Raw genomic sequence first — 23255 nt, forward strand, 5'->3', positions numbered from 1 at the left:
CGATCCCTGGCGGTGGAAGTAGGTGCAGGTCGCTCAAGCACTGGCCGAAAAAATGGCCAACCCCGTATCGGGATCGAACAGATGAATCTTATCCCGAGCGATCGCTAGCCACAGTTCTTCCCCAGGACGCACGAACCAATCCGGTGCGATTCGCGCCTGGAGGGTGACGGGGGGTGACGCGCCCACCAAGGTTCCGGCAATATAGGTTTCATGTCCCAAGGCTTCCACCAGGTCTATTTTCACCATCAAATTTTTCGTGGCGGCGGGACTGATATTCAAGTGTTCCGGTCGGATGCCTAAAATTAACGACTGTCCGTCATAGCCTTGTAACGGTTCTGCCCACGATTGTGGCAGCGTAAAGCGAAATGACTCGTGGGTAATTCCCAACGGGGCTTTAAACTTAACTGGGATAAAGTTCATCGGGGGCGAACCGATGAACTCGGCCACGAATAAGTTAGCCGGACGGTGATACAATTCCAACGGCGGCGCGATCTGTTGGATCGCCCCGGCATTCATTACCGCAATCCGATCGCCCATCGTCATGGCTTCGGTTTGGTCGTGGGTGACGTAAATCGTCGTAGTGCCTAACTGACGCTGTAGCTTGACGATTTGGCTGCGGGTTTCGGCTCTGAGTTTCGCGTCTAAATTGGAGAGCGGCTCATCCATTAAAAAAACTTGGGGGTTGCGCGCCATTGCGCGACCCAGTGCCACCCGCTGCTTTTGTCCCCCAGAAAGCTCTTTTGGTTTGCGATCGAGCAGCACTTCGATTTGCAGCAATTGAGCCACCATTCGCACCCGGCGATCCACTTCGCGCTCTTTTTCTGAGAGATAGCGCCAGGGTTTTGGGAAATTGCGCGTCATGGCAACTAACGCATCTTCCGCCCAACCGGGAATTGAGGAGGCACGCTCCACTGAGGTTCCTAATTCCGACCCTTGTCCCCTCTGCGCCACGATGGTGCGCCGCAACCCAAAGGCAAGATTGTCATAAACCTTCAGGTGGGGGTAAAGGGCGTAGGTTTGAAAGACCATCGCAATGTCGCGTTGTTTCGGGGGCAACTCGTCGATCGCGCGATCGCCCACCCAGATATTTCCCGCCGTCAGTTCTGATAACCCCGCAATTAACCGCAATAGGGTACTTTTTCCGCATCCGGATGGCCCGACTAATACCATAAATTCGCCATCTTCCACGGTTAGGTTGATTCGCCGCAAGACTTGGGCGCTTTTGCTCGGCGATCGCCCCGATGCCTCATCTGCTACTAACCGGGGATCTGTGGGGGATTTTGCCGCGATCGCGCGGCGGCTGTAAGTTTTGTAAACGTTTTCGATAACAACCTGTGCCACGATTAATTCCCGATGACCTCCACTCAATGCCACTTGCGATCTGTTTTTATTGTCTTTTATTGTTGCGCCGATCGTTCGCTTTGAGCTAATTCCTCGATCTATCTCCCTGCCCCGGATCCCTCTTTAGCGCTTGTTGCAAAACGCGATCCCTATCTTCCCTCTCCCCGTGCTACCTTCGATCGTGTTATCTTAGCGATTATCATATTTTTGCAGCATTGTCAAATTCCTTCCCCCAACCTGCATAACAAGTTGCCAACTGTCAACCCTCGTTATTTATCTTGGCTCTCGCTTTGTGATAAAAAGTCCGGTGGGTTAGAGGAGGCAGGTATATATAGCGATCGAGGCCGAGGGCAGGGTTAGGTTCCGCTTGTCCCTCCGCCTCCTTCGGTGTTGAAAACCCCGAAAGAGACTGCCTTTAGGGTATATAAAAAACATAAACCATCGATGCAAGGGAGATGTCCGGGGTAGATACAAAAGGGTTCCTTAAAAATACAACGCGAACCACGACCGACGGTTAGGGAAAATTGGGCGGGCTTCAAAAGCGGACTTTATAGAGATTAAACAATTCTCCCGGCAGACGTTTCACGATTTTAGCGCCTGTGGATTTTATAAGTTTTTCCCATTCATGGAGGGATTCCAAAAAGACTTCCGCACCGAGATAGGTTTCTAAAATGGCCCAATTTTCTGCGATCGGGGAATCGGGGTCGAGAACGTCAAAGACAAAATAGCTTTGTGGTTTTAAAACCCGCTGCACCTGAGCCATAACAGAAGACCAATACTCGAGGGGATAATAGCAGCTAAAGCCGGTAGCGATCGCGAGATCGAAGCGATCGTCCTCATCGCTCAAGCGATGTGCCGGGGAGAGTTCGACCCCTTTAAACAGCTTAGAATTGAGCTGGGGGCCACGGGAATTGAGGAGATCGCGAGCCTCGGTACTGATTTCGCGACCGTAAAAATAAGCGCGCCAATCTCGCCAGGGATAGACCAAAAAGCTGACTCCGCAGCCGAGATCGAGACAGTGTTGGTTTTTTTGAGGTTGAGCGAGTTCCCAGAAAGGGGAACTCGTTTTCGCGTGTAAGGTACCAGAAGCGCGATCGTGAAAAATCGGCATTGCCTCCACCTCAGAGGGGAGCTCGAAGGCATCGCCGCGATATTCCCGGTTAAAGCGAGTAGAGATAGCCGAGGTGCGATCGCGCCAAGGGTCAGAACCGAAGCGATCGCCCGGTGAAGGGGTAATATGGCGCGGTTTAGACATGAGCTGACTTCCCCATCCGAGACCTCCGATGTCACGTTATCGACTTGCAATTGTGTAGCTAGTTATTTTCCTTTGAGGGCTTTGTTAAAATTTTTGCGATAAGACTTATTCGCAATCAAGACAGGCCACAACAAAGTCAAATAAAGGCGACCTTCGCTGAAGTTGGTGCGTTTAAAGCCTTTCCAGAACTTCCAGCCACCACCAGCATAGACGACCAGCAATAAGAAACTCAATATTTCCATATTTGCCACCTGTGGGATAAGGATCTAGATGAACGACGGTGCAACACTGCACAAGCGGTTAAAAAAGAGCGTACGCCTTCCAGTAGAGACCCCTGCAAAATAGAAGTAGGCCACAGTACCGCCGCTAGAGAGTATTGTACCGCGTGCAAGGAGGTAAAAGGATTCGCCGGGAGATGATAGGCTCGAGAGGGAACAGCGAAGAGCAACCGCGAGGGTGGATCCGACCCAGGAAGAGAATGGTACAGAAGCAAAGAGGCGACGAACATCCAACTCATAATCCAGGGGCACACCCCAAAACCGGGCGGGGTTTCATCAAAATTACACCGCTAGGGTGTAGACTGAGCCGTAAGCCTTCCTAAATAATCAAACAGGCCAAGTCCCGCAAAGACGAGCGTCAAGTTGCCAGTCAAACCGCCACTATTCACCCTTGTCTGAGATGGAGAGGCCAAGGAGGAGGCAAACCAAGCGAACCCAGGAGATATAGTCTGGTAAGTGTTCAGTTGCTAGAGTGCCGATAGAGAGCGTTAGCCCAAGGAAAGGGGGTAAGCTGAGAAGCTCATAGATGCGACAAGCATAAGATACTAGAGTACGAAGATCGCTGACAAGACATAAACCAGAAGCGAAGCGATCGCGGAGTAAAAATACCCAACAAGGAGGAACTATGCGAGCAGTGCTGATGGCTGGCGGTTCGGGAACCCGCCTGAGACCGCTGACCTGCGATTTGCCCAAACCGATGGTGCCGATTTTAAACCGACCCATTGCCGAACATATCGTCAATCTCCTCAAGCGGCACGGGATCGAAGAAATCATCGCCACCCTGCACTATCTTCCCGACGTCATGCGGGACTACTTCCAAGATGGCAGTGAGTTTGGGGTGCAGATGACCTATGCAGTCGAAGAGGATCAACCCCTAGGAACGGCAGGATGCGTCAAAAATATTGCCGAACTCCTCGACGACACCTTTTTCGTCATTAGCGGAGATAGTATTACCGACTTCGATCTCAGCGCAGCGGTAAAATTTCATAAAGAGCAGGGATCCAAAGCGACCTTAGTGTTGACGCGGGTTCCCAACCCCATCGAATTTGGGGTAGTGATTACCGATGAAGACCAGCGGATCAAGCGGTTTTTAGAAAAACCCTCCACCAGCGAAATCTTCTCCGATACCGTCAACACCGGAACCTACATTTTAGAACCGGAAGTCCTGAAATATCTGCCTGCCAATCAAGAAAGCGACTTTTCCAAAGACTTATTCCCCTTGCTGCTAGAAAAAGGGGAACCGATGTACGGATATGTTGCCGAAGGGTACTGGTGCGACGTAGGGCACCTAGATGCCTATCGCGAGGCGCAATACGATGGACTCGATCGCAAAGTCCACCTAGATTACGCCTACGAAGAGCATTCCCCCGGCATCTGGGTGGGTCAGAACACCTATATCGATCCCAGTGCCAAGATTCAAACCCCAGCGCTGATCGGAGATAATTGCCGGATTGGGGCGCGGGTCTGCATTGAAGCCGGCACCGTGATTGGGGATAATGTGACCGTAGGAGCCGATGCCGACCTGAAGCGTCCGATTGTGTGGAACGGAGCGATCGTCGGGGAAGAAGCGCACTTGCGCGCTTGCGTTGCAGCGCGAGGGGTAAGAGTCGATCGCCGCGCCCATGTTCTAGAAGGGGCGGTGGTAGGATCCCTCTCCACTGTAGGAGAAGAAGCGCAAATCAGTCCTGCAGTGCGCGTTTGGCCGAGCAAGAAAATCGAATCCGGTGCCACCCTAAATATTAATTTAATTTGGGGTCATGCAGCACAGCGCAATCTATTCGGACAGCGAGGGGTATCCGGACTGGCGAATATCGATATTACGCCAGAATTTGCCGTGAAACTGGGGGCGGCCTATGGATCCACCTTAAAACCCGGTGCCAGCGTCACCGTATCGCGGGATCAGCGCAGTATTTCCCGGATGGTATCGCGATCGCTGATTGCCGGCTTGATGTCTGTAGGCACCAACGTGCAAAACCTGGAAGCCACCGCCATTCCCCTAGCGCGGTCCATCGTCCCCACCCTATCCGTGGAAGGGGGAATCCACGTGCGCCTGCACCCAGAACGCACCGACTCCCTCTTGATTGAATTCTTCGACGAGAAAGGCATCAATATCTCCAAGGCGCGGGAGAAAAAAATCGAAGGTGCCTATTTTAAAGAAGATTTCCGGCGCGCGCAGATTGAAGAAATCGGAAATATGGCGTACCCCAGCCAAGTGCTGGATCTCTACAGCACCGGATTTGAGAACCACCTCAACGTAGAAGCCATTCGCTGTAGCAATTCCAAAGTGGTAATCGACTATTCCTATGCCGTTTCCGGCGCGGTTCTGCCTGTGCTGCTGGCCAAATTTGGCTGCGACGCGGTGGTATTAAATGCCAGCTTGCGCCAAACCGCACCTTCCACGGAAGAGCGCGAGAATTTGCTGCAACAACTCGGTCAGGTGGTGGAAGCGTTACGCGCCAATTTTGGGGTGCAAGTTTCCGCCAATGGGGAACAGCTCATTTTAGTGGACGAAACCGGGGGTCAAATTCGCGGCGAATTGCTCAATGCCCTGATGACTCACATGATTTTGACCACCAACCCGCGCGGAACCGTGGTGGTGCCGGTGCATTCCTCCTCTGCAGTGGAACATATTGCCCGTCGTCACGATGGGAAGGTGATTCGCACCAAGGCAAATCCCACCGCCCTGATGGAAGCTTGTCAGGCGAATCAAAATGTGGTTCTCGGCGGGAGTGGCGAGATGGGCTTTATTTTCCCGCAACTGCATCCTGGATTTGATGCGATGTTCTGCATTGCTAAGGTGATTGAAATGCTGACGGTGCAGGAACAGTCTTTAGCGCAAATTCGCTCCGACGTGCCTCGGGTTTGCCACAAAACCTATACCGTGCGCTGTCCTTGGACTGTGAAAGGTGCTTTGATGCGTCATTTGGTAGAAACTCACCCAGGGGATAATTTAGAACTGGTGGATGGGGTGAAGATTTTCGATCGCCCCCACCAAGAAGATAGCTGGGTGTTGATTTTACCCGATGCTGGCGAACCAATGGTTCATATTTTCGCCAACAGTACCGATCGCGAATGGGTGGATGGAAGTTTGATGCAGTACCGCAAGTACGTGCAAGATTTCGTTCAAGAACAAGAAGGAGGTAACTCCATCTCGTTAGCGGAAAGTTAATCTCATCGACCCATAGCCGCATCGATTGAATCGCGAGTCAAACCCCCCTCGGCGGGGGGTTTGACTCGCGATTTCTTTATTGGCGATCGCAGTTGACCCGCTCGGGTATATAATTAATTATTGTAGGTCGGGGAACAGAAGAATTGAGGATTGAGTATTGAGTGTTGAAAGGTGAAAATTGAGTGGTGTTTCATGCTTCATTATTCGCGCTTGACGCGATCGCACCCCAGTCTCTACTCTTCTCCCCCGTTGAATCTCGAAATTCGGAGCTTTTTATGAATAGCTGCATTTTAATGGCCGAAATCGTTCAAGAGCCTCAACTTCGCTACACCAGCGATAACCTGGCTTTGGCAGAAATGTTGGTGGAGTTTCCCTCTTGGCGCGACACCGATCCCCCCTGTCATTTGAAAGTGATCGGATGGGGAAGATTCGCGGAAGAAATTCAGGGTCGCTATCACCCGGGCGATCGCGTGGTGATTGAAGGTCGCTTGAGTATGAACGTGGTAGAACGTCCCGAAGGCTTTAAAGAAAAACGAGCCGAATTGGTGGCCAAACGCATTCACAGTGTGGGGAAAGAAAGCGAAGTTCCTTCCCCGCCAGCCAAACCTTCTGCGACAAAGACAAACGTGGTTTCCTTGCAGTCTCGCCGCCCGCAACATGCTTCCGGTTCTCCCAAAACCGACGACGCAAACCACCCGTCCACTCCTGCTTCTCCTCCCGCACAACCCAGACAACCAGTTCCCTCCAAACCCTATCCCCTACCCACTCGCCAAACCTCTTCCTCCCAAGAACCGCCGATGGAGGAATACTCTGAAGATGATATTCCTTTCTAACTCCCTAACTCCCGGCGGTTTTCTCTCGCTTCTTTTAGTGTAAAGACTTACCCGTGCGGATCTTTACTCTAGGAGAAGTTTCTCTGAGATAGCACATCCCATAACTCCTTTCCCTGGAGACGGGCAACCGTTCGTCTCCGGTTTTCATATAGTATAAACCCGAAACAACTCCCACATCTGGCAAAACGCCTTCCCCACTCCAGACAAGAAAATTCCCCTCCTTCCCTGCCGGCTTGGTAATGGAAATAACAAAAAAAGAACGAAAGGGTATTGTCGCCTTCCTAACTATTTTTCCCCACCGAGGCAGCCGTTTGCAGCAAATCGCGAGCCTTTTTCTCGCCCGCGATCGCAACCCTGCTAAAGGCGCGCGATCGACAACTCAGGCCAATTGTTAAGGATTCTTAAAACGGCGATCGCCAGACTTGTCCGAAAAAGAATTCCAGGCTATACTAAAAAAATACTGCCTGCCAAGCCTCTGTCCGTCAACGCCTAAATGAAAATTGACCGAACTCACGGAGGTCTTCAAACCCTACAGGGAAAAGCGATTTTTCAAAAAACAGCGCCACTGCCAAGCCCCTGCATGTTCTAGAAAAACTAATAAATCCGGAAAGTCCAATAAAAATGTAGCAGCATGTAGACTCCGGACAGAAAAAAGCCAAAATCGGACTCAACTGCACCGATAAACCAACAGGCATAACGAAATGAACAACAATCGAGTGAGTTTTGACCCTCTGACCAATCATCTGAAAATTTTACAAACCGAGACGATTGGGCTGTTAGAAAAAATCGAAAAATTGATGGGTATTGCCCAGTCAAATCGGGGTAAAAAAGACGGAGAAAAATACCTGCAATTTCAGCAGGAAATTCACCATGCCATTCGCAATGTAGAACAACTGAAGCTAAAAATGGCGATCGCTGCCCCGATGAAAGCAGGGAAATCAACCATCGTCAATGCGCTCATCGGTCAGCCCTTGGTTCCCCGGCGCAATGCCGAGATGACGAATTTACCCCTTGAAGTTATTTTCAACGCCCAATTAAAACAGCCCATTTTGAGATTTACCCCGCAACCGATCTCCATTTTCGAGAAAAGCTTTAGCGCATTGCAAGCGCAAATCACAGAACTCGGAATCGAGAAAGTGCGCCAACAAATGGCGGAGTCTGCCCATTTCGGGGAAGAACTAGAAACTATGGCACAGCGATCGCACTTTTCCCTTGCGGCGCAAGTCTCCGGTTGCGAAGCGGTTTGCCAAACCCTAAACGATTGCAATGCGATCGTGCGGTTGAGCAAAATTATCGCCCCCGAAGCCGATCCCCTGAAATTTTTAACCGAACTTCCGCGTATTTTTACCCCATTTTGGGGATTACCAAAAAGCGAAACTCCAGAAATGCGGGGCAACCTAGTGATTGTGGATACGCCCGGGGTTAATGAAGCCGGCGAACCGCAATTAGCCTCCGTAGTGTTGGAACAACTGCGAAAAAGTTCGATGGTGGCGGTGGTACTGGATTTTACGCAACTGAAAACCCAAGCTGCAGAAGACATCAAACAAGAGGTACAAAAGGTCATCCAACTGAGAGGAAAAGAGAATTTATTGGTCTTGGTCAATAAAATAGACCAGCGCCGGGAAGAAGATATGACCTCAGAAGAACTGCGGCAGTTTGTGGCGGCGGAATTTGGATTGGGGGAAAAAGCCGATCGCGATCGCCTGTTTGAAATTTCCGCCAGACAAGCCTTTGTAGCGGCGCAATTTCTCCAGGAGTTGCAGGAAAAACCGGGGGTAGAAATTGCCCAGCTAAAAACCGCGCGATCGCTAGCGCAAGAAGTATTTGGCATAGACTGGGAAGAAGACCTGGAAGATGCCACCTTGGCTCAGTTGCAGAAAAAAGCCCAGCGACTTTGGCAACGATCGGGCTTTGCACCCTTCCTAGAAAGTGCGATCGACCTGCTCATCGAACGGGCGGCACCTCGCTGTATTAAATCGGCTTTAAATCTCAGCAAGAGCCAGATTTTAACCCTCTGCAACGATACAGATTTACAAGAAACTGCAGTCGGGAAATCCGCCGAAGAGTTGAAGGTGCAAATCAGACGATTGGCGGAGTATCTTTATCTCGTCGAACTGTGGCGAAAACTAGCCAAACAAGTAGAGGAAGAACTCAAACCCCGACTGTTGATTGAAATCAACCAAGATTTAGTCAGCCTCAAACGGAATTTGCGACTATCTCTAGAACGGTATTTTTACCAAGAAGAATATCGCCAAGCTTCCCCGGTGAAAAAATTCCGGGTGGGGTTGGTGCAAAAAATCAACGGCGGACAAACCGATCGGACGCAAGGGGGGTTGCAGTGGCTCGAATCACAGCTAGAATTTAAGTCTACCGGATACTTGCAGTTTGCTAAGCTAGAAAACGCCCAAGAGCAAGCCGATCGCGCTTATAATTCTGTCAAACCCGAACTGGTGAAGGCTCTGGATATGAAATACCAAGCCATTCAAACCGATATCGCGGACAAGCAGGGAAGTTTAGTAGAAACGCTGCAACAAGCGATGGGGATTTTAGGCGAACCCTATCAGGGGTGGGTGGCGGCTCATTTACCGCAAGCGATCGCCCAACCCAAACTCAAATTTGACCCGGACAATATTGAGGATTTGCAGCCTTCGATCGCGGAAAATTTGGTATTAGAAGAAACCGCTGATGGTCAGCGATCGGGTAATGTGTTGGGATGGTTGCCCTTCAATCAAGCCAATACGCCTCACTACTCGGTCTCGGTAAAAGACATTTTCGATATCTGCGAATTTGCCATCAATCGAGAAGTGGAACGCATTCGGGCTAAAGCCAAGGGATATTGGGAAATCCGAGTGAAAAATAGCCTGCAAACTGTCTTCGAGCAGCTTATCGCATTGGGGGAGAAACAGTGAAGGGGTAAGAATGGGGAAATGAGAAATAGTGGCGGTTTCTCATTTCTCCTGTCCCGCACGATGGGGGAGGGTGGGTAGGGAGATAGAGTTTCCCCCGAGGTGGGGGAAGGGGTTAGGAATTCACCGCCATGAGTTGTGGTGTGGGATTGGAAGAAGCCAAGGATTGTCGGAGGGGAATTTCGATGCGAAACTCGGCTCCGTTTCCGGGTTCGGAGAAGCAAGCGATCGCGCCTTTGTGTTTTTCCACCACAATTTTATAGCTAATCGACAGTCCCAACCCGGTGCCTTTGCCCACCGCTTTGGTGGTAAAAAATGGATCGAACAGACGCATTTTGACGTCTTCCGTCATCCCCGGACCATTATCGGAGATAATAATTGCCACTCGGTCAGGGGTGCGATCGCCAGTGAGCCATTCGGTGCGGATGGTAATTTGGGGAGAGGCGTTTTCTTGTGCTGTAGCGGGCTGATGGGGAGAGTTCTCGAGGGCATCGATCGCATTCCCTAAAATATTCATCAAAACCTGATTGAGCTGGCCCGGATAGCATTCGACTTTTGGTAACGAGGCATAGTCTTTGACCAGTTGGATTGATGGATGACCGGGTTTTGCTTTGAGACGATTTTGCAAGATTAATAACGTGCTGTCGATGCCTTCGTGAATGTCAGCCAATTTCATTTCGGCTTGATCCAAGCGCGAGAAATTCCGCAGAGACAGAACGATTTCGCGGATGCGATCGGCTCCAATTTTCATGGAGTTTAAAATGCAAGGCATATCCTCGCGCAAAAAGTCGAGTTCGATATTTTCCGCATGCTCTTGGATTTCTACGTGGGGTTCGGGATAGTGTTTTTGGTACAGTTCGATTAAGTCGAGCAAATCTTGGGTGTAACCGTCCACGTGAGAAAGATTGCCGTAAATAAAGTTCACCGGGTTGTTGATTTCATGGGCGACGCCGGCGACGAGTTGGCCCAAACTGGACATTTTTTCGCTTTGAATGAGCTGAGTTTGGGTTTGTTGGAGTTGGTGTAAGGCTTGTTGTAATTCTTGGGCTTTGGTTTCGGCGACTTGGGCGGCGGTGCGGGCTTGTTCGTAGAGTTCGGCTTGATGGATGGCGATCGCGAGTTGTTCGGCGAGTTGTTCGAGCAAATCGATTTCCGAGGAGCGCCATCGGCGGGGGCGATCGCACTGATGAACGATCAGCAGTCCCCATAATTGATTTGAACAACTGTGCAGGGGGACGATCAGACTCGATCGCACGTTGAGCCGTTTCCAACAAGCGTGCTTGGCGGCATCCACCGCCGGCGCGCGATCGATATCTTCGATGGCGCGCACCCCGAGGTTGTGTTGGTATTCCCGGGCGTAGGCGCGACAATTTCCATCAAAGCAGCGTTCTTGGCACAGTGCTTTCATCCGGGAGATACCCGGGAGATTTTCTTCCACCACCACTTGTCCGGTTTCAAGGTCCCTAAACTGATAAATCGCCACGCGATCGGTGTCGAGCAGTTGGCGGACTTCCCGGGCGATAGTTTGCAGGATAGTTTGCAAATCCAGGGTGCGGCGAATCTGTTCGCTAATGAAGCGCAAGAGGGATTCTCGCTCCATCGAGGCGCGAGTTTGGGCGTACAGACAAGCTTGCTGGATGGAGATGGCTAGTTGGTCTGCCACGGCTTGCGCCAATTCGCGGTCGTGTTTCGTCCAGTACCTTGTGTGAGAACACTGATTGATATAGAGTAGGGCATGCAATTTGCCGTTTGCCTGCACCGGCACCACCAGGGAGGATTTGATTTGCGCTTTTTGGTATTCTTCGTTTTGGCTGCCGATGCGGCGGTCTTGGCTGACATCAGCGATCGCCACCAGTGTTCGATGAGCGATCGTCCATTGGGTAATCGGGCCGTGAGTGTCGAAGTCCTCGAGGGAGGGTGAAAATGGCGCTCGGCAGACTTCAAACAAGTGCGATCGCCGGAACGCCACATCATTAGCGATGTCCCAAAAACAGGTTTCCGAGTGCTTGGGCGAGTCCTTCTCCGTCGGTTCTTGGTCTTCTACCAGATGCACCAAACAGCGATCGACCGCTAAAGCTTCTAACAGTTGGCCGATCGCTTGGTTTAAAATCACTTCCAAGTTAAAACTTTGACGGGTTTGGCTGGCAATTTGATTGACTAACCGCTCTCGCTGGGCTTGTTGGTGGATTTGTTCGTACATTTGCGCTTGCCGGATGGCGATTTCTAATTGTTGGGCGATTAACTGAACGAATTCGATTTCTGCAGCGGTCCAGGGGCGAGGTTCTTGTGAGAAACAAGCGACGAATCCCAACCATCCTTGCGATCCTTTTACCGGCACTAATAGATTGGCGATGCGCTCTTGTGGTTCCCTCTGCGAGATGTCCCCCCGGGTAGAATTCCATGAGGCACGGTCCGCGTTGGGTTCGCCCAATAACGGTTCTGGCGGACGGGCGAGGGGACAGTTGGCGATGATGCGGGTCATTGCGCCAAAGGCACCGGGTTGGGATATCGGTCCGGTGCTGACCATCATGCGTCCCTGAGCGATCGCGCTGGCGGCGGAACCAAAGACATCTAAGGAGTAATTGCCTATTTCCGAGAGTTTGCCGATCCCGCCACCGGCGGCGACTCCCGACTTGCAGTGGCAATCGCATACCACTTGCACCCGTTGCGATCGCTCAAAATACCATAAAAAACTACAGGCATCGAGGTCGAGCATTGCCGCAATTTCATCCACGGCGCTTTGCAGGATTGCTTTGAGATCCAAAGAATGCCAAATTTGGTCGATGACTTTTCGCAACAAGGCGCTGCGCTTTTGAGGGTCTTCGATGGGAGTGGGTTGCAACGGACTTCTCAGGGATACGGTTGGACTTACGCGAGGAAAGAGGAAAAAATTCTCGAACATAACGACTCATCACCCCAAATTTTCCTGGTGGGCAGCTTGGGCTATTTTCTGGGCGGAATGGCTTTTCCCAACCCCGGTTTCGGGGATTTTGTGCGTGTTATTCAGTTAATTTATCGAGTCAAAAAAAAAATTTATAAAAATTAAGCCGTAAGATGGCAAAGGTATGCCGTCCCGCTTGTTTTAATTTAAGATAGGTTTTCCGGTAAAAATGTATTCTGGGCTACATTTCTAGGGTACAACAGGGAGATGAATTTTTGACATTTGTTAATCAAATCTTTGGGATCGAAACCGAAAATCAAGATATCCTAACAAAACCGGGTTGGTCTCGTCAATCCCCAATCCCGAGGGCGGGCAAATCCAACCCGGATGAGGGGCATTAAATTCGTGAAATAGCTCGTAAAATAGAACCATCCGCCCAGAGGTCACAGGGGAGAGTCTGGGCGGAGGTAGGGGTCTGTGGTCAAAGGAGTTTTCGGCCACAGAAATAGGATGGCGCTGTTAGAGATTGTGGGTAATATAAACCTCAACCTCTTCGAGCATTTGGGATAATTTTTCCACACCCTCGGCGGCATTTGAGAGATTTTCAGCTTTAGCCTGACGATTGAGGGTAGTGGCGAGATCTTGAATAGAAGTCACGCCCACATTAGAACTGGCACCTTTGAGCTGATGAGATTCATTTTCAAAAGCGGTACAATCATTTGATGCCAGAGCCAACTTGAGCCGATCGATATTGTCGCGGGCATCCTCAACAAACGCTTCGAGGATATCGCGTTCGAATTCAGTATCTCCACCAGATATTTCGTGCAAGCGATCGAAATTCACAGCAATCTCCAGATTGGTAGTGCTAGCCTGATTGTCGGTGTGCTCGGTGGTAGAGACGCGATCGCTCGCGTCTCCACTTTGGCCCGCGATCGCGGGCCAAGGTGCAGCAGCAGATCCAGGGGGTTCTTCCGTGGGTGAAGGAGCCACAGGGGCAGGACTAGAGTTAAAATTCATGGTCGTTTGCCCCGGTAGCGCTTCAGATGCTTTCACGTCCACCAAGTTTGGGGAATGTAGGTTCGGGGCGGTTGCAGCAGACGAGTCCTGAGCCAAAGAGGTTGGAGTTTGTACCATCATATCTTGATTTTCCGCTCCCACCTGAGAACAGCGGCGAGCGGTCCAGCGCTCGATCGTAGAGCCGAGGTCGGATAAATCCACCGGTTTGCTGAGATAATCATCCATTCCCGCCGCCAGACATTTTTCCCGATCGCCCTTCATGGCATGAGCCGTCATAGCAATCACCACCGTATGCTGGCGATCGCCTTCCCGACGGCGAATTTCCCCCGTCGCCTGATACCCATCCAGGATCGGCATTTGACAATCCATAAATACAATATCGTAGTGAATTTGCGCCAGCATCTCCAAGGCTTCTTGACCGTTCGCCACCGCATCCGCAGAATAGCCCAACCGTTTAAGCTGATTGAGCACCACCTTTTGATTGATAACATTATCTTCCACCACCAGAATTTTCACCGATTTAGGTTTAGGCGAGTCTGGAGTAGAAGGAGACGGTGTGGGAGAGGGCGTTTTGGCAGACACCGAACCCAAGCGCAGGGAAGAGCGGGCCGCGATCGCCCGTCGCAAACACTCCTGCAGCTTCGACTCCTTCACCGGCTTGACCAAATATGCCGCCAAACCCAATTCTTGTAACTTCGCCGCATCTTCTCCATGACACACCGAAGTCATCATCACCAAAGCGGTTTGCTTTAACGAAGGTTCCTTGAGAATTTGCCGCGCCAGCATCGCCCCATCCATCTGCGGCATTTGCATGTCCAAGATAGCCAAATCGTAAGGACGACCCAGGGCCACCGCCGAACGCAACGCGCTCAATGCTAACACCGCACTGCTCGCTTCATCCACCTGCATGTCCCATGCACTCGCCTGATAGCGAACGATTTGCCGATTGGTTTCGTTATCATCTACCACCAACAGCCGCAAACCGGAAAGGGAATATTTCTCGGAGGAAGAGTCCTTGAGGGTCAGGGTGGGGGAAGAGGCACCCGGATAGTCGGCGTCGGTTTCCAGTTTGGCAAAGGTGGCGGTAAACCAGAACGTAGAACCCACCCCCTGTTCGCTTTCCACGCCGATTTCGCCGCCCATTAACTCCACCAATTGTTTGCAAATCGCCAATCCCAAGCCGGTGCCCCCATATTCCCGGGTGCTGGAGGCATCCACTTGGGAAAATGACTCGAACAGCTTGTGCTGGTCTTGCGCGGCGATGCCGATGCCGGTATCTCGCACCGCAAATCGAATCGTGGCGCTACTGCGGGTTTGGGAGTGCAACGACGCTTGCACCACCACTTCTCCGGTGGAGGTAAATTTAATCGAATTGCCGATTAAATTCATCAGCACTTGTCGCAGGCGACCCGTATCGCCGCGCAGTTGTCGCGGAACTTCGGGATAGAGGGAGTAGCACAGTTCGAGTCCTTTTTGATGGGCCGGTGGGGCTAACAAGTCCGCCACATCTTCCAAGCAGCGATTCAGATCGAATTCGACGGTTTCGAGTTGCATTTCCCCGGCTTCGAGTTTGGAGAAGTCGAGGATATCGTTGATAATGGTGAGCAGATTTTCGGCGCTGATTTGGATGGTTTGCACGAAGTCGCGCTGTTCGCCGCTGAGGTTGGTTTTGGCTAGCAATCCTACCATGCCGAGCACGCCGTTCATGGGGGTGCGGATTTCGTGACTCATGTTGGCGAGGAATTGAGATTTGAGTCGGGAGGCTTCGAGTGCGCCTTCGCGGGCTTCTACCAGTTGGTCGATGCGATCGGTGACCATGACGATTCCGCCGACTTCGCCATCGAGGGTGTGCCAGGGGTGAATCGCCCAGCGCAGGTAGAAGCGGGAGCCATCTTCGCGCTCGAAGACATCTTCCGGGTTGGAGATGATTTCTCCTTTTAGGGCTTGTTGGTGGATGGTTTTCCATCGTGCGGGAATGTCGGGGAAGATTTCATAGTGGCTCACACCGAGAATGGAGCGATTTTCTAAGCCGTAGTCGGCGAGCCATTTTTGGGAGTAAGCCATGTAGCGCATGTTTTTGTCGAACATGGCCATTGCTACTGGGGCGTTGGTAATGATTTGGCGCAGTTGTCGGCGTTCTTTTTCGATCGCTTGTTCGGCTTGTTTGCGATCGCTGATGTCTCGACCTACGGCTTGAATTTCGACTAATTGGCCGTTTTCGTTAAAGATGCCGCGATCGCTCCACTGTTGCCAGTGGATGCGATCGGCCTCTAGAATCACCCGATGCTCGTAATGAACTACGGGATGCTCTGGGGAAATTTTGCCCATATTTTCGCGAATCACATGCATATCGGCGTCGGGAATCATCGGCATGAAGTTGTGACCGATGAGTTCGGAATGGGTTTTGTGGAAATAACGACAGTAGGCATCGTTGACGAAGGTGAGGGTGCCATCGGGACGGAAACGACAGATCAGTTCGGTTTGGTCTTCGATGATGGCGCGATAGCGCATTTCGCTGTCGCGCAAGGCGGCTTCGGACCGCTTGCGTTCGGTGATGTTGCGGACGATCGCCAATACGGAAGGGTCTGGGTCGCTGGTAAAGGGTAATACGCGCGCTTCAAAAAAGCGATTGCCTTCGTCCATTGGTAGGGCATATTCCACACTTTGGGACTTCATGGTGGCAAGGGTGCGGGCGATCGCGGCGTCTAGGGATGGGGTGATGCTTTTTGGCAGCACGTTTTGCACTTTTTGGCCGATGAATTCATCGGGGGTCACGTACAGATCTGAGGTGGTGCCGGCTCGATAATCCAGGATGTTTCCTTCGGCATCTAGGCGGAAGAATAAGTCGGGGAAGGCTTCAAAAATGGCTTGCAGTTCTGAGGTTTTTTGCCGCAATTCTTCTTCGGCGAATTTGCGATCGCTGATATCTTCGGCAATTCCAACCATGCGATACACTTCCCCGGCTTCGTTGAAAATCGGAAAGGCGCGCGCCCAAATCCAGCGAATCGAGCCATCGGGTCTGACGATTCTATATTCTTCGCTAAATTTGCCTTGTTCTTGCAGCAGTCTTTGAAATTCCGCCACCACTCGCTGGCGATCGTCGGCATGAATGGTCTCGATCCACGATTGGGGGTGTTTATACAGGCTCTCCCGGCTCCGCCCCCACACTTCTTCGTAAGCCGGACTGATATAAATCATTTCACTGGCATCTGGGGCAATGGTAAAGAACACTTCCCGCACGTTTTCGGCAATTTGCCGGAACCGTTCTTCGCTGTCGCGCAATGACGCTTCCGCCGCTTTGCGATGGGTGATATCTTCGGCAATCCCGGCGATGCGATAGATTTCTCCACTGGCATTTTTAATCGGAAAGGCGCGATCCCAAATGATGCGAACCGCTCCATCGGGTCGAACAATTCGATATTCTTCGTTATATTCGCCGCGAATCTGTTTGGCAAAGGCGGCCATGATGCGATCGCGATCGTCCGGATGGATGGCTTCCACAAAAGATAGAGGATTTTCATACAAACTCGCGCAGTTCCGACCCCAGATTTTCTCATACGCCGGACTGATATACACCATCTGATTCTTGTGCGGATCGGTCATCCAAAACACTTCATCGATGGTTTCCGCCATCTGCCGAAATCGTTCTTCGCTCTCGCGCAATGAGGCTTGCGCCGTGAGTCGCTCGGTGATATCCCGCGCAAAAATACACACATACTCTTGCCCGTTAAATTCTAAAAAATTACAGGTCACTTCTACGGGCAACAATTCCCCGTTGGCTCGGCGATGGGTGGATTCCTCGGTAAAATATCCCCGTTTTTTCAGGCTGTTCCAGGTATTCGACCATTCCCGACGGGAAAAGTTGGCATCGATGTCTTGGATTTTTAAACTCAGCAGTTCTTCCCGGGAATATAAAAGCAATTGACAGGCGGAATCGTTCACATCCACTAGCTCGCCATTCACTTCGACCCAAAACACTGCATCGCTGGCATGGGCGATGGAAAAAGCGGCTCTTTGTAGCCCCTCTTCTACCTTTTTTTGTTCGGTTACATCCCGATAAATCCACAAATATGCACCGTGGCGTTTTGCCAAATTTAAAGGTATAAAATCTCGGTCTATAATCGTTCCATTTGTTAAATCTAATCGGTCTTCCAGCACTCTTTTGCCTTGTGTCGTTATCTCTTGATTTCGAGAAACAAAATTTTCTTTGTCCGCAATTTTGTTGGCCACAATATGAGCGAAATCATCGAGATTTTTGGGCAGTATATCTTGAGAATTTACCTCGATATCGAACAGGTGAAAAACCTGGAGGCTAATATGTAAAATACCTCCGGCGCGATCGCTGACGATAATTCCTCCGGGCAAGTTGTCTAGGGCAGCAAAAAATCGGTGACTTTCATGCAGGTGAATCGGCAAATTGTCCGCCGCGAAGGGACGAGAATGAGAAATGGGTTCGCGGCGCGGGTGAGGTAGGGCAGCAAGATTTTGCGCCTCTACCGAGGTTGAGGAGATAGGACGGGAATGGGGGGGATTGTCTGTGCCCTCGGGAACGGATTTGGGCATCAGGGATAGGGCAATTAAGGCGATCGCGCTGAGGACCAGGGCAATAATGATGTAAGAGCCATCAATCGCCCAGGCGGTGTCTAAACTGACGGAAAAAGATGGAAAGGCATCGGGTCCTAGTCCGGTTTCCGAGGGGGGGAAAACGGCGGTATGGATGGCGGCTTGGCTGGTATAGTGGCTACCGGCGATCGCGGTGGCTAAAAATAAGGCGCTACTCCAATGTTGCCGGCGATTTCCCGGGGTAAAAGTGGTTAACCCCAACCCGGATAATCCACAGGCTAAGGCGAGAGACAGGAGCACCAACGGCAGATTAAGGGTTTGCTGGGCGGGCAGTTGTCTCGCGAGGAGAAGGAAAAATTGCGATAAGGCGATCGCAAAGGCAAAAAACAATCCACTTTTCACCGAAGACAGGGAACCCGGGGTCTGTGCGGGCTGTTCGGACAACCCGATCCCGCTAAGCGCAACCGCCACCACCAGAGATAGAATTATCGGCCAAATTTCATAGTCAAGGGAGGGGGTCGCCAGGGGCGGGGTCTGAAATGCCAGAAAGGCGATTCCGTGGACGATCCACATGCCAACTCCGATGGCGGCGGCACTGATGAGGATCCAGGCGGGGGGGGATCGGTGGGAACTGCGATCGGCATCTGGGCGATCGGCGGCGATCGCCACATAGGAGGCAAATGCAGCCACTGCGATGGAAAGCGCAACGAGGCGCAGATCGTAGAGACCACTCACCCAAGCATCAATCTGACTCATTTTTTACTGGACTCCTGCAAATACCGCTAGTTTTGTATGTTAGACGTGAATGATTTGACGGCCACTGCCTTCTCCAATACTAAAGAAGTTCCGAGAATCTTTCATCCCCTTCGCTTCAGCTAGAGAATGTTGGGTTGACATGCCGATTTTAAACGGACAATGCCGTTCCCCTCAAACCCGCTTAATTCTTAATTTTTAATCGGTCGTTCTGACGGGGTTTGTCGCACCGGAATCACGATTGCCATTTCCGTTCCTCGACCCACTTCGGAGATACACTGGAGATGACCGCGATGCTGCTTGACGATAATTTGATAGCTAATCGACATTCCCAAACCCGTCCCCGCCCCTACTGGTTTTGTGGTAAAGAAAGGGTCGAACAATCGCGCTTTCACCTCGGGGGTCATTCCCGGCCCGGTATCGGCAATCTTAATCGTCACGAACTGTTGGGCATTCCCCATGTCCGGGGGGGAATCTACCGTGGATGGCGCAGCACAAGCTTGTGCCATCATTGCTTCATTCTCGGTTTGCAATTCCCCGCTTTCCCGCGCCGATTCCGCCCCTGGGGTTCCGACTTCGGTGCGAAGGGTGATGCGGGGCGGGGTTTGGCTGCGATCGCGCCGTTCCAACGCATCGATCGCATTGGTGAGTAAATTCATAAACACTTGGTTGAGCTGACCGGGATAACATTCGACGAGGGGAAGATTCCCATAGGCTTTGACCACTTCTATTTTAAACCCATTCTCTATGCCGTTGAGTCGATGCTGTAAAATCAACAAGGTACTTTCCAACCCTTCGTGAATATCCACCCATTTCATCTCCGCTTCATCCAGACGGGAAAAACTCCGCAGGGACAAGACGATTTTGTGGATGCGATCGGCTCCGCTTTTCATGGAGGATAACAATCTCGGCAAATCTTCATGCAGAAAATTAAAATCTATCTCTTCTTCTTTGGCGCGCAAGCCATCGCTCGCCTGGGGATATTCTTCTTGATAGAAGGCAATCAATTCTAGCAAGTCTAAAGCATAGTTGCGAACGTGCAGGAGATTCCCGGTAATAAAGGTGACGGGATTGTTAATTTCGTGGGCGATGCCGGCCACTAATTGACCGAGGCTGGACATTTTTTCGGTTTGCATCAGTTGTTCTTGGGTGCGCTGCAGGTTCCGCAAGGCTTCTTCCAGTTGGGTGGCTTGGGTTTGCGCGCTCAATGCTGAGGCGCAAGCTTCGGCGTAAAGTTCTGCTTGGTCGATCGCGATGGCTAATTGAACGGCCATCGGGCGCAGCAGTTCTACTTCGCTATCGCTCCAGGTGCGGGGCTGACAATGCCCGCATACCACCGCCCCAAACTGACTGGCGCGGGTTTCTATGGGCAAAATCAGTTGCGAGACGATTCCGAGTTCGGCGAGAAACCCTTGTAGGGGAGAGTCCAACTCGGCGATGTTGTCGATGCGAATAATTTCGCGATCGCGGATCTTTTCGATCGCCCAGGCGAGGGCGGGTTCGGTATATTCCCCGATGGAACTGCACAGGTTCTCGCTGTTGGATTCGTGGGTGACGCTGATGTGCGAGCGATCGCCCTCGGACATGCACCACAAAAAATAACAGCGATCGACGCGCAATAAACTTTTAATCTCATCTACCGCAGTTTGTAAAATATCGCTCAGTTCTAATGAATTGCGAATCTGACTGGCAAGGCGAAATAGTAACGATTCCCGACGCGACAGCAGGGCATCTCGCACTTTGATGCGCTCGATCGCTACGCCGATACTATTGGCGACCCATCGCAACAGGTTATTCATATCCTCGCTGAAGGATTGCGACCCCAAAATCACCATCACGCCGATGGTTCGGTCTTCTACAATTAACGGATATCCGCCCAGGGCGGTAGCTTCTGAGCCGGATGGCGAGGGCGAAGGGTTCCGGGCCGGAGTTTCCCACCCCGACTCTCCCGGCCCAGGCTCCTTGGGTGGGTTGTCTGACCAGGAGGTAACATCCCTCTGAAATGCTTCATGGGCGAAGCGGTCTTGCGGGGAATTGCGATCGTCGGACGGGGGTTTGCTAATATATGGAACCCCGGTTTGGGCGATGGTGCCCACGAGGGAAAATCCGTTGGGGATGCGATCGCCAAATTCCTGGGTGGACGGCTGTTCCCCGGCGGCAGATTTTAATTCTAACAGTTGGTTTTGCGGATTTAACGTCCAGATTCCGACAAAGCTGGCGTTTAAGTGCGTGAGAATGGCAGAGGTGCAATTGTGCAGAATTTGGGAAGTCTTTCCCCCTTGAGAGAGGGCTATTCCGACTTTGGCACTGAGCTGATTCTGACGCGATCGCTCCTGTAGCATGGCTTCCACTCGCACGCGATAGGTGATATCGTAAAATGTCCATAAAATCGCTTCCTCTCGGTCAAATTCCAACAAGACGGCGGACAATACTACCCAGAACCAAGTGCCATCACGTTTTTGAAAGGGCAATTCGTAGTTGTACAAATGACCCTGGCGAAACAGTTCGTTATATAATTGTTCGCGATCGCTGCGGGCTAAGCAAAAATCGGGCATCGGGCGATCGATTAAGGCTTCGTGTTCTAACCCAAAGGTGGGGCTGGCGTGGTGATTGGCATAGACCACACAGGCGTCTGCGCGCCGGGTAATCAGGACCGACAGGGGTATGGATTCGACGATGGCATGAAATCGCCGCTCGCTCTCGCGCAATGCTTCTTCGGTGCGCTTGCTTTCGGTGATATCTTCCACCATCACGATGGTAAAGTGCGGTTCGCCTCCGTCGTCTCTCACGAGAGAAACGCTCGATCGCGCCCACATGATGTTACCCGTTTGACAGATATAGCGTTTCTCGATTTGATAGCTGTCGCGCTTTCCCGCAATCAGATCGCGATAGCATTGTCGGGCAAATTCTACATCCTCGGGATGGGTGAATTCGCTCAGGCTCATCGTGGCTAAGCGATCGCGGCTATATCCGAGCATCTGCTCTAGGGCGCGATTGCTGGCAAATACTCGTTCCTCTAAGCTGGCTAACCCAATCCCGATCGCCGCTCCTTCAAAGATGGTGCGGAAGCGTTTCTCGCTGGCGCGCAGTGCCATTTCTCCGGCTTTGCGATCGCTGAGGTTTCTCACCGCCGCCACGCGGAGGGTTTTTCCTTTGTAGGGAATCTCTTTCCCGTGGATTTCAATAGGTAGGGTTGCACCATCGACGCGCAACCCCCTCACTTCATAGGGTTTCTCGTTTTCAGCGGCGATGTTCTCGCCCACTAGCGGGCGATCCTCGGGTACGATGTAATCCAGTACGCAGGTGCCAATAATCGCTGACGCCTCTGCGCCGACTAACTTTGCAAAGGCAGGGTTGATATCCAGGATGATACCATTGTCGTGAATGACAATCCCTTCCTCTGTCGCCTCAGACAAGCAGCGAAATCGTTCTTCGCTCTCGCGCAACGCCGCTTCGGTCCGCTTGAGTTCGGTAATGTCGAGGGTGGTTCCCACTAATCCGCCTAGGGTGCCGTCGGTATGGTAAAATGTGGCTTTGTGGAACAAGACCTCATGCAAGGTTCCATCGGCATATCTCACGGAATTTTCGTAAATCTGCACCCCGCCGCGTTCCCATAACTCGCGATCGGCGCGATCGTAGCTCTCGGCTAAGGACTCGGGAGCGAGATCGTACACCGATTTTCCCACAATCTGTTCGGGGGTTAAACCCAAATTACTGGCAAAGGCGCGATTGCACCCCAGATAGATGCCGGCGGTGTTTTTGTAAAATATGGGCACGGGAATGGCATCGATCGCAGTTTGCAGAAAGGCTAACTGTTTTTCCGGGGCGTCCCCAGGGGGGCGTTTTCCCCAGGCGAGACGGGCGCGTTTCGCCAGCAGCAGGCTCATCAACGTGCATGTGGCACCCAGAACCATCCCCACCACCAGCAGGGTCAATTCTGGGTGGAGCAACTCTGGCGCAACCGAGGGTAAAAGAAAGGGCAGATGCAAAACACTCATAGGGAGGAACTACGATAAGCGGCGACGTAACCCCCTGTGGGGTTGGGACAAATGTATTCTTGTTCCTCAATAGTATGCCCCTCGGCGCTGTCTGGGAAAGCTAAATTAACGGTTGAAAACACTCGGGGGGCTTGTTCCAAGACGATTGCAGCCGATTTGTTGCCCGTCTCTGGGATGGCTTCTCAATCGGCGCGGGATGGTGAAGCGGCGATCGCTTTTTTCCCGGTGCTGTTTTCATACCATATTTTCCCCAAATTGTCA

9 protein-coding genes are annotated in these 23255 nt (G+C 51.7%); 3 read left to right on the top strand and 6 right to left on the bottom strand.

Annotated elements, in window-relative coordinates; genetic code table 11:
- Nucleotides 1-33: 33 nt before the first annotated feature.
- The 3 genes from AC0QH1_RS10855 to AC0QH1_RS10865 form a co-directional block, all read right to left on the bottom strand.
- Entirely contained in the window at nt 34-1341 is a 1308-nt protein-coding gene (locus AC0QH1_RS10855; protein WP_324631127.1) for an ABC transporter ATP-binding protein, read from the bottom strand.
- A 535-nt stretch (nt 1342-1876) separates the two neighbouring features.
- Nucleotides 1877-2596, bottom strand: a complete 720-nt coding sequence (locus tag AC0QH1_RS10860) for a class I SAM-dependent methyltransferase (protein ID WP_324631110.1) — start codon at nt 2594-2596, stop codon at nt 1877-1879.
- Nucleotides 2597-2658: 62 nt separating this feature from the next.
- Nucleotides 2659-2838, bottom strand: a complete 180-nt coding sequence (locus AC0QH1_RS10865; RefSeq protein ID WP_324631128.1) for a hypothetical protein — start codon at nt 2836-2838, stop codon at nt 2659-2661.
- A gap of 661 nt (nt 2839-3499) precedes the next feature.
- Here AC0QH1_RS10865 and AC0QH1_RS10870 point away from each other — a divergent pair.
- The 3 genes from AC0QH1_RS10870 to AC0QH1_RS10880 all read left to right on the top strand — a co-directional run bounded on the left by AC0QH1_RS10870 (nt 3500) and on the right by AC0QH1_RS10880 (nt 9785).
- The gene (locus tag AC0QH1_RS10870; RefSeq protein WP_324631111.1) at nt 3500-6043 is read left to right on the top strand and encodes a mannose-1-phosphate guanyltransferase; all 2544 of its coding nucleotides are present in this window, start codon (nt 3500-3502) and stop codon (nt 6041-6043) included.
- Between the two features lie 275 nt (nt 6044-6318).
- Nucleotides 6319-6876 (top strand): single-stranded DNA-binding protein, encoded by a 558-nt coding sequence (locus tag AC0QH1_RS10875; protein ID WP_324631112.1) that lies wholly within the window; start codon nt 6319-6321, stop codon nt 6874-6876.
- Nucleotides 6877-7577: 701 nt separating this feature from the next.
- Nucleotides 7578-9785: a dynamin family protein gene (locus tag AC0QH1_RS10880; RefSeq protein ID WP_324631113.1), complete on the top strand. Its 2208-nt coding sequence runs from the start codon at nt 7578-7580 to the stop codon at nt 9783-9785.
- Between the two features lie 112 nt (nt 9786-9897).
- Here the strand turns inward: AC0QH1_RS10880 and AC0QH1_RS10885 are convergent, their stop codons facing one another.
- From AC0QH1_RS10885 to AC0QH1_RS10895, 3 genes are all read right to left on the bottom strand, one after another.
- Nucleotides 9898-12624 carry a GAF domain-containing protein gene (locus AC0QH1_RS10885; protein ID WP_324631114.1) on the bottom strand — a complete coding sequence of 909 codons (2727 nt, stop codon included), beginning with the start codon at nt 12622-12624 and terminating at the stop codon, nt 9898-9900.
- Between the two features lie 558 nt (nt 12625-13182).
- Nucleotides 13183-18999 (bottom strand): PAS domain S-box protein, encoded by a 5817-nt coding sequence (locus AC0QH1_RS10890; RefSeq protein WP_324631115.1) that lies wholly within the window; start codon nt 18997-18999, stop codon nt 13183-13185.
- A gap of 188 nt (nt 19000-19187) precedes the next feature.
- Nucleotides 19188-22994, bottom strand: a complete 3807-nt coding sequence (locus AC0QH1_RS10895) for a PAS domain S-box protein (RefSeq protein ID WP_324631116.1) — start codon at nt 22992-22994, stop codon at nt 19188-19190.
- Nucleotides 22995-23255 lie beyond the last annotated feature (261 nt).

This window comes from Phormidium sp. CCY1219 (assembly GCF_055795085.1).

Coding starts and splice junctions, on each gene's coding strand:
- AC0QH1_RS10895 (WP_324631116.1), bottom strand. CDS start 22,994: ATGAGTGTTTTGCATCTGCCCTTTCTTTTACCCTCGGTTGCGCCAGAG.
- AC0QH1_RS10865 (WP_324631128.1), bottom strand. CDS start 2,838: ATGGAAATATTGAGTTTCTTATTGCTGGTCGTCTATGCTGGTGGTGGC.
- AC0QH1_RS10860 (WP_324631110.1), bottom strand. CDS start 2,596: ATGTCTAAACCGCGCCATATTACCCCTTCACCGGGCGATCGCTTCGGT.
- AC0QH1_RS10890 (WP_324631115.1), bottom strand. CDS start 18,999: ATGAGTCAGATTGATGCTTGGGTGAGTGGTCTCTACGATCTGCGCCTC.
- AC0QH1_RS10880 (WP_324631113.1), top strand. CDS start 7,578: ATGAACAACAATCGAGTGAGTTTTGACCCTCTGACCAATCATCTGAAA.
- AC0QH1_RS10875 (WP_324631112.1), top strand. CDS start 6,319: ATGAATAGCTGCATTTTAATGGCCGAAATCGTTCAAGAGCCTCAACTT.
- AC0QH1_RS10870 (WP_324631111.1), top strand. CDS start 3,500: ATGCGAGCAGTGCTGATGGCTGGCGGTTCGGGAACCCGCCTGAGACCG.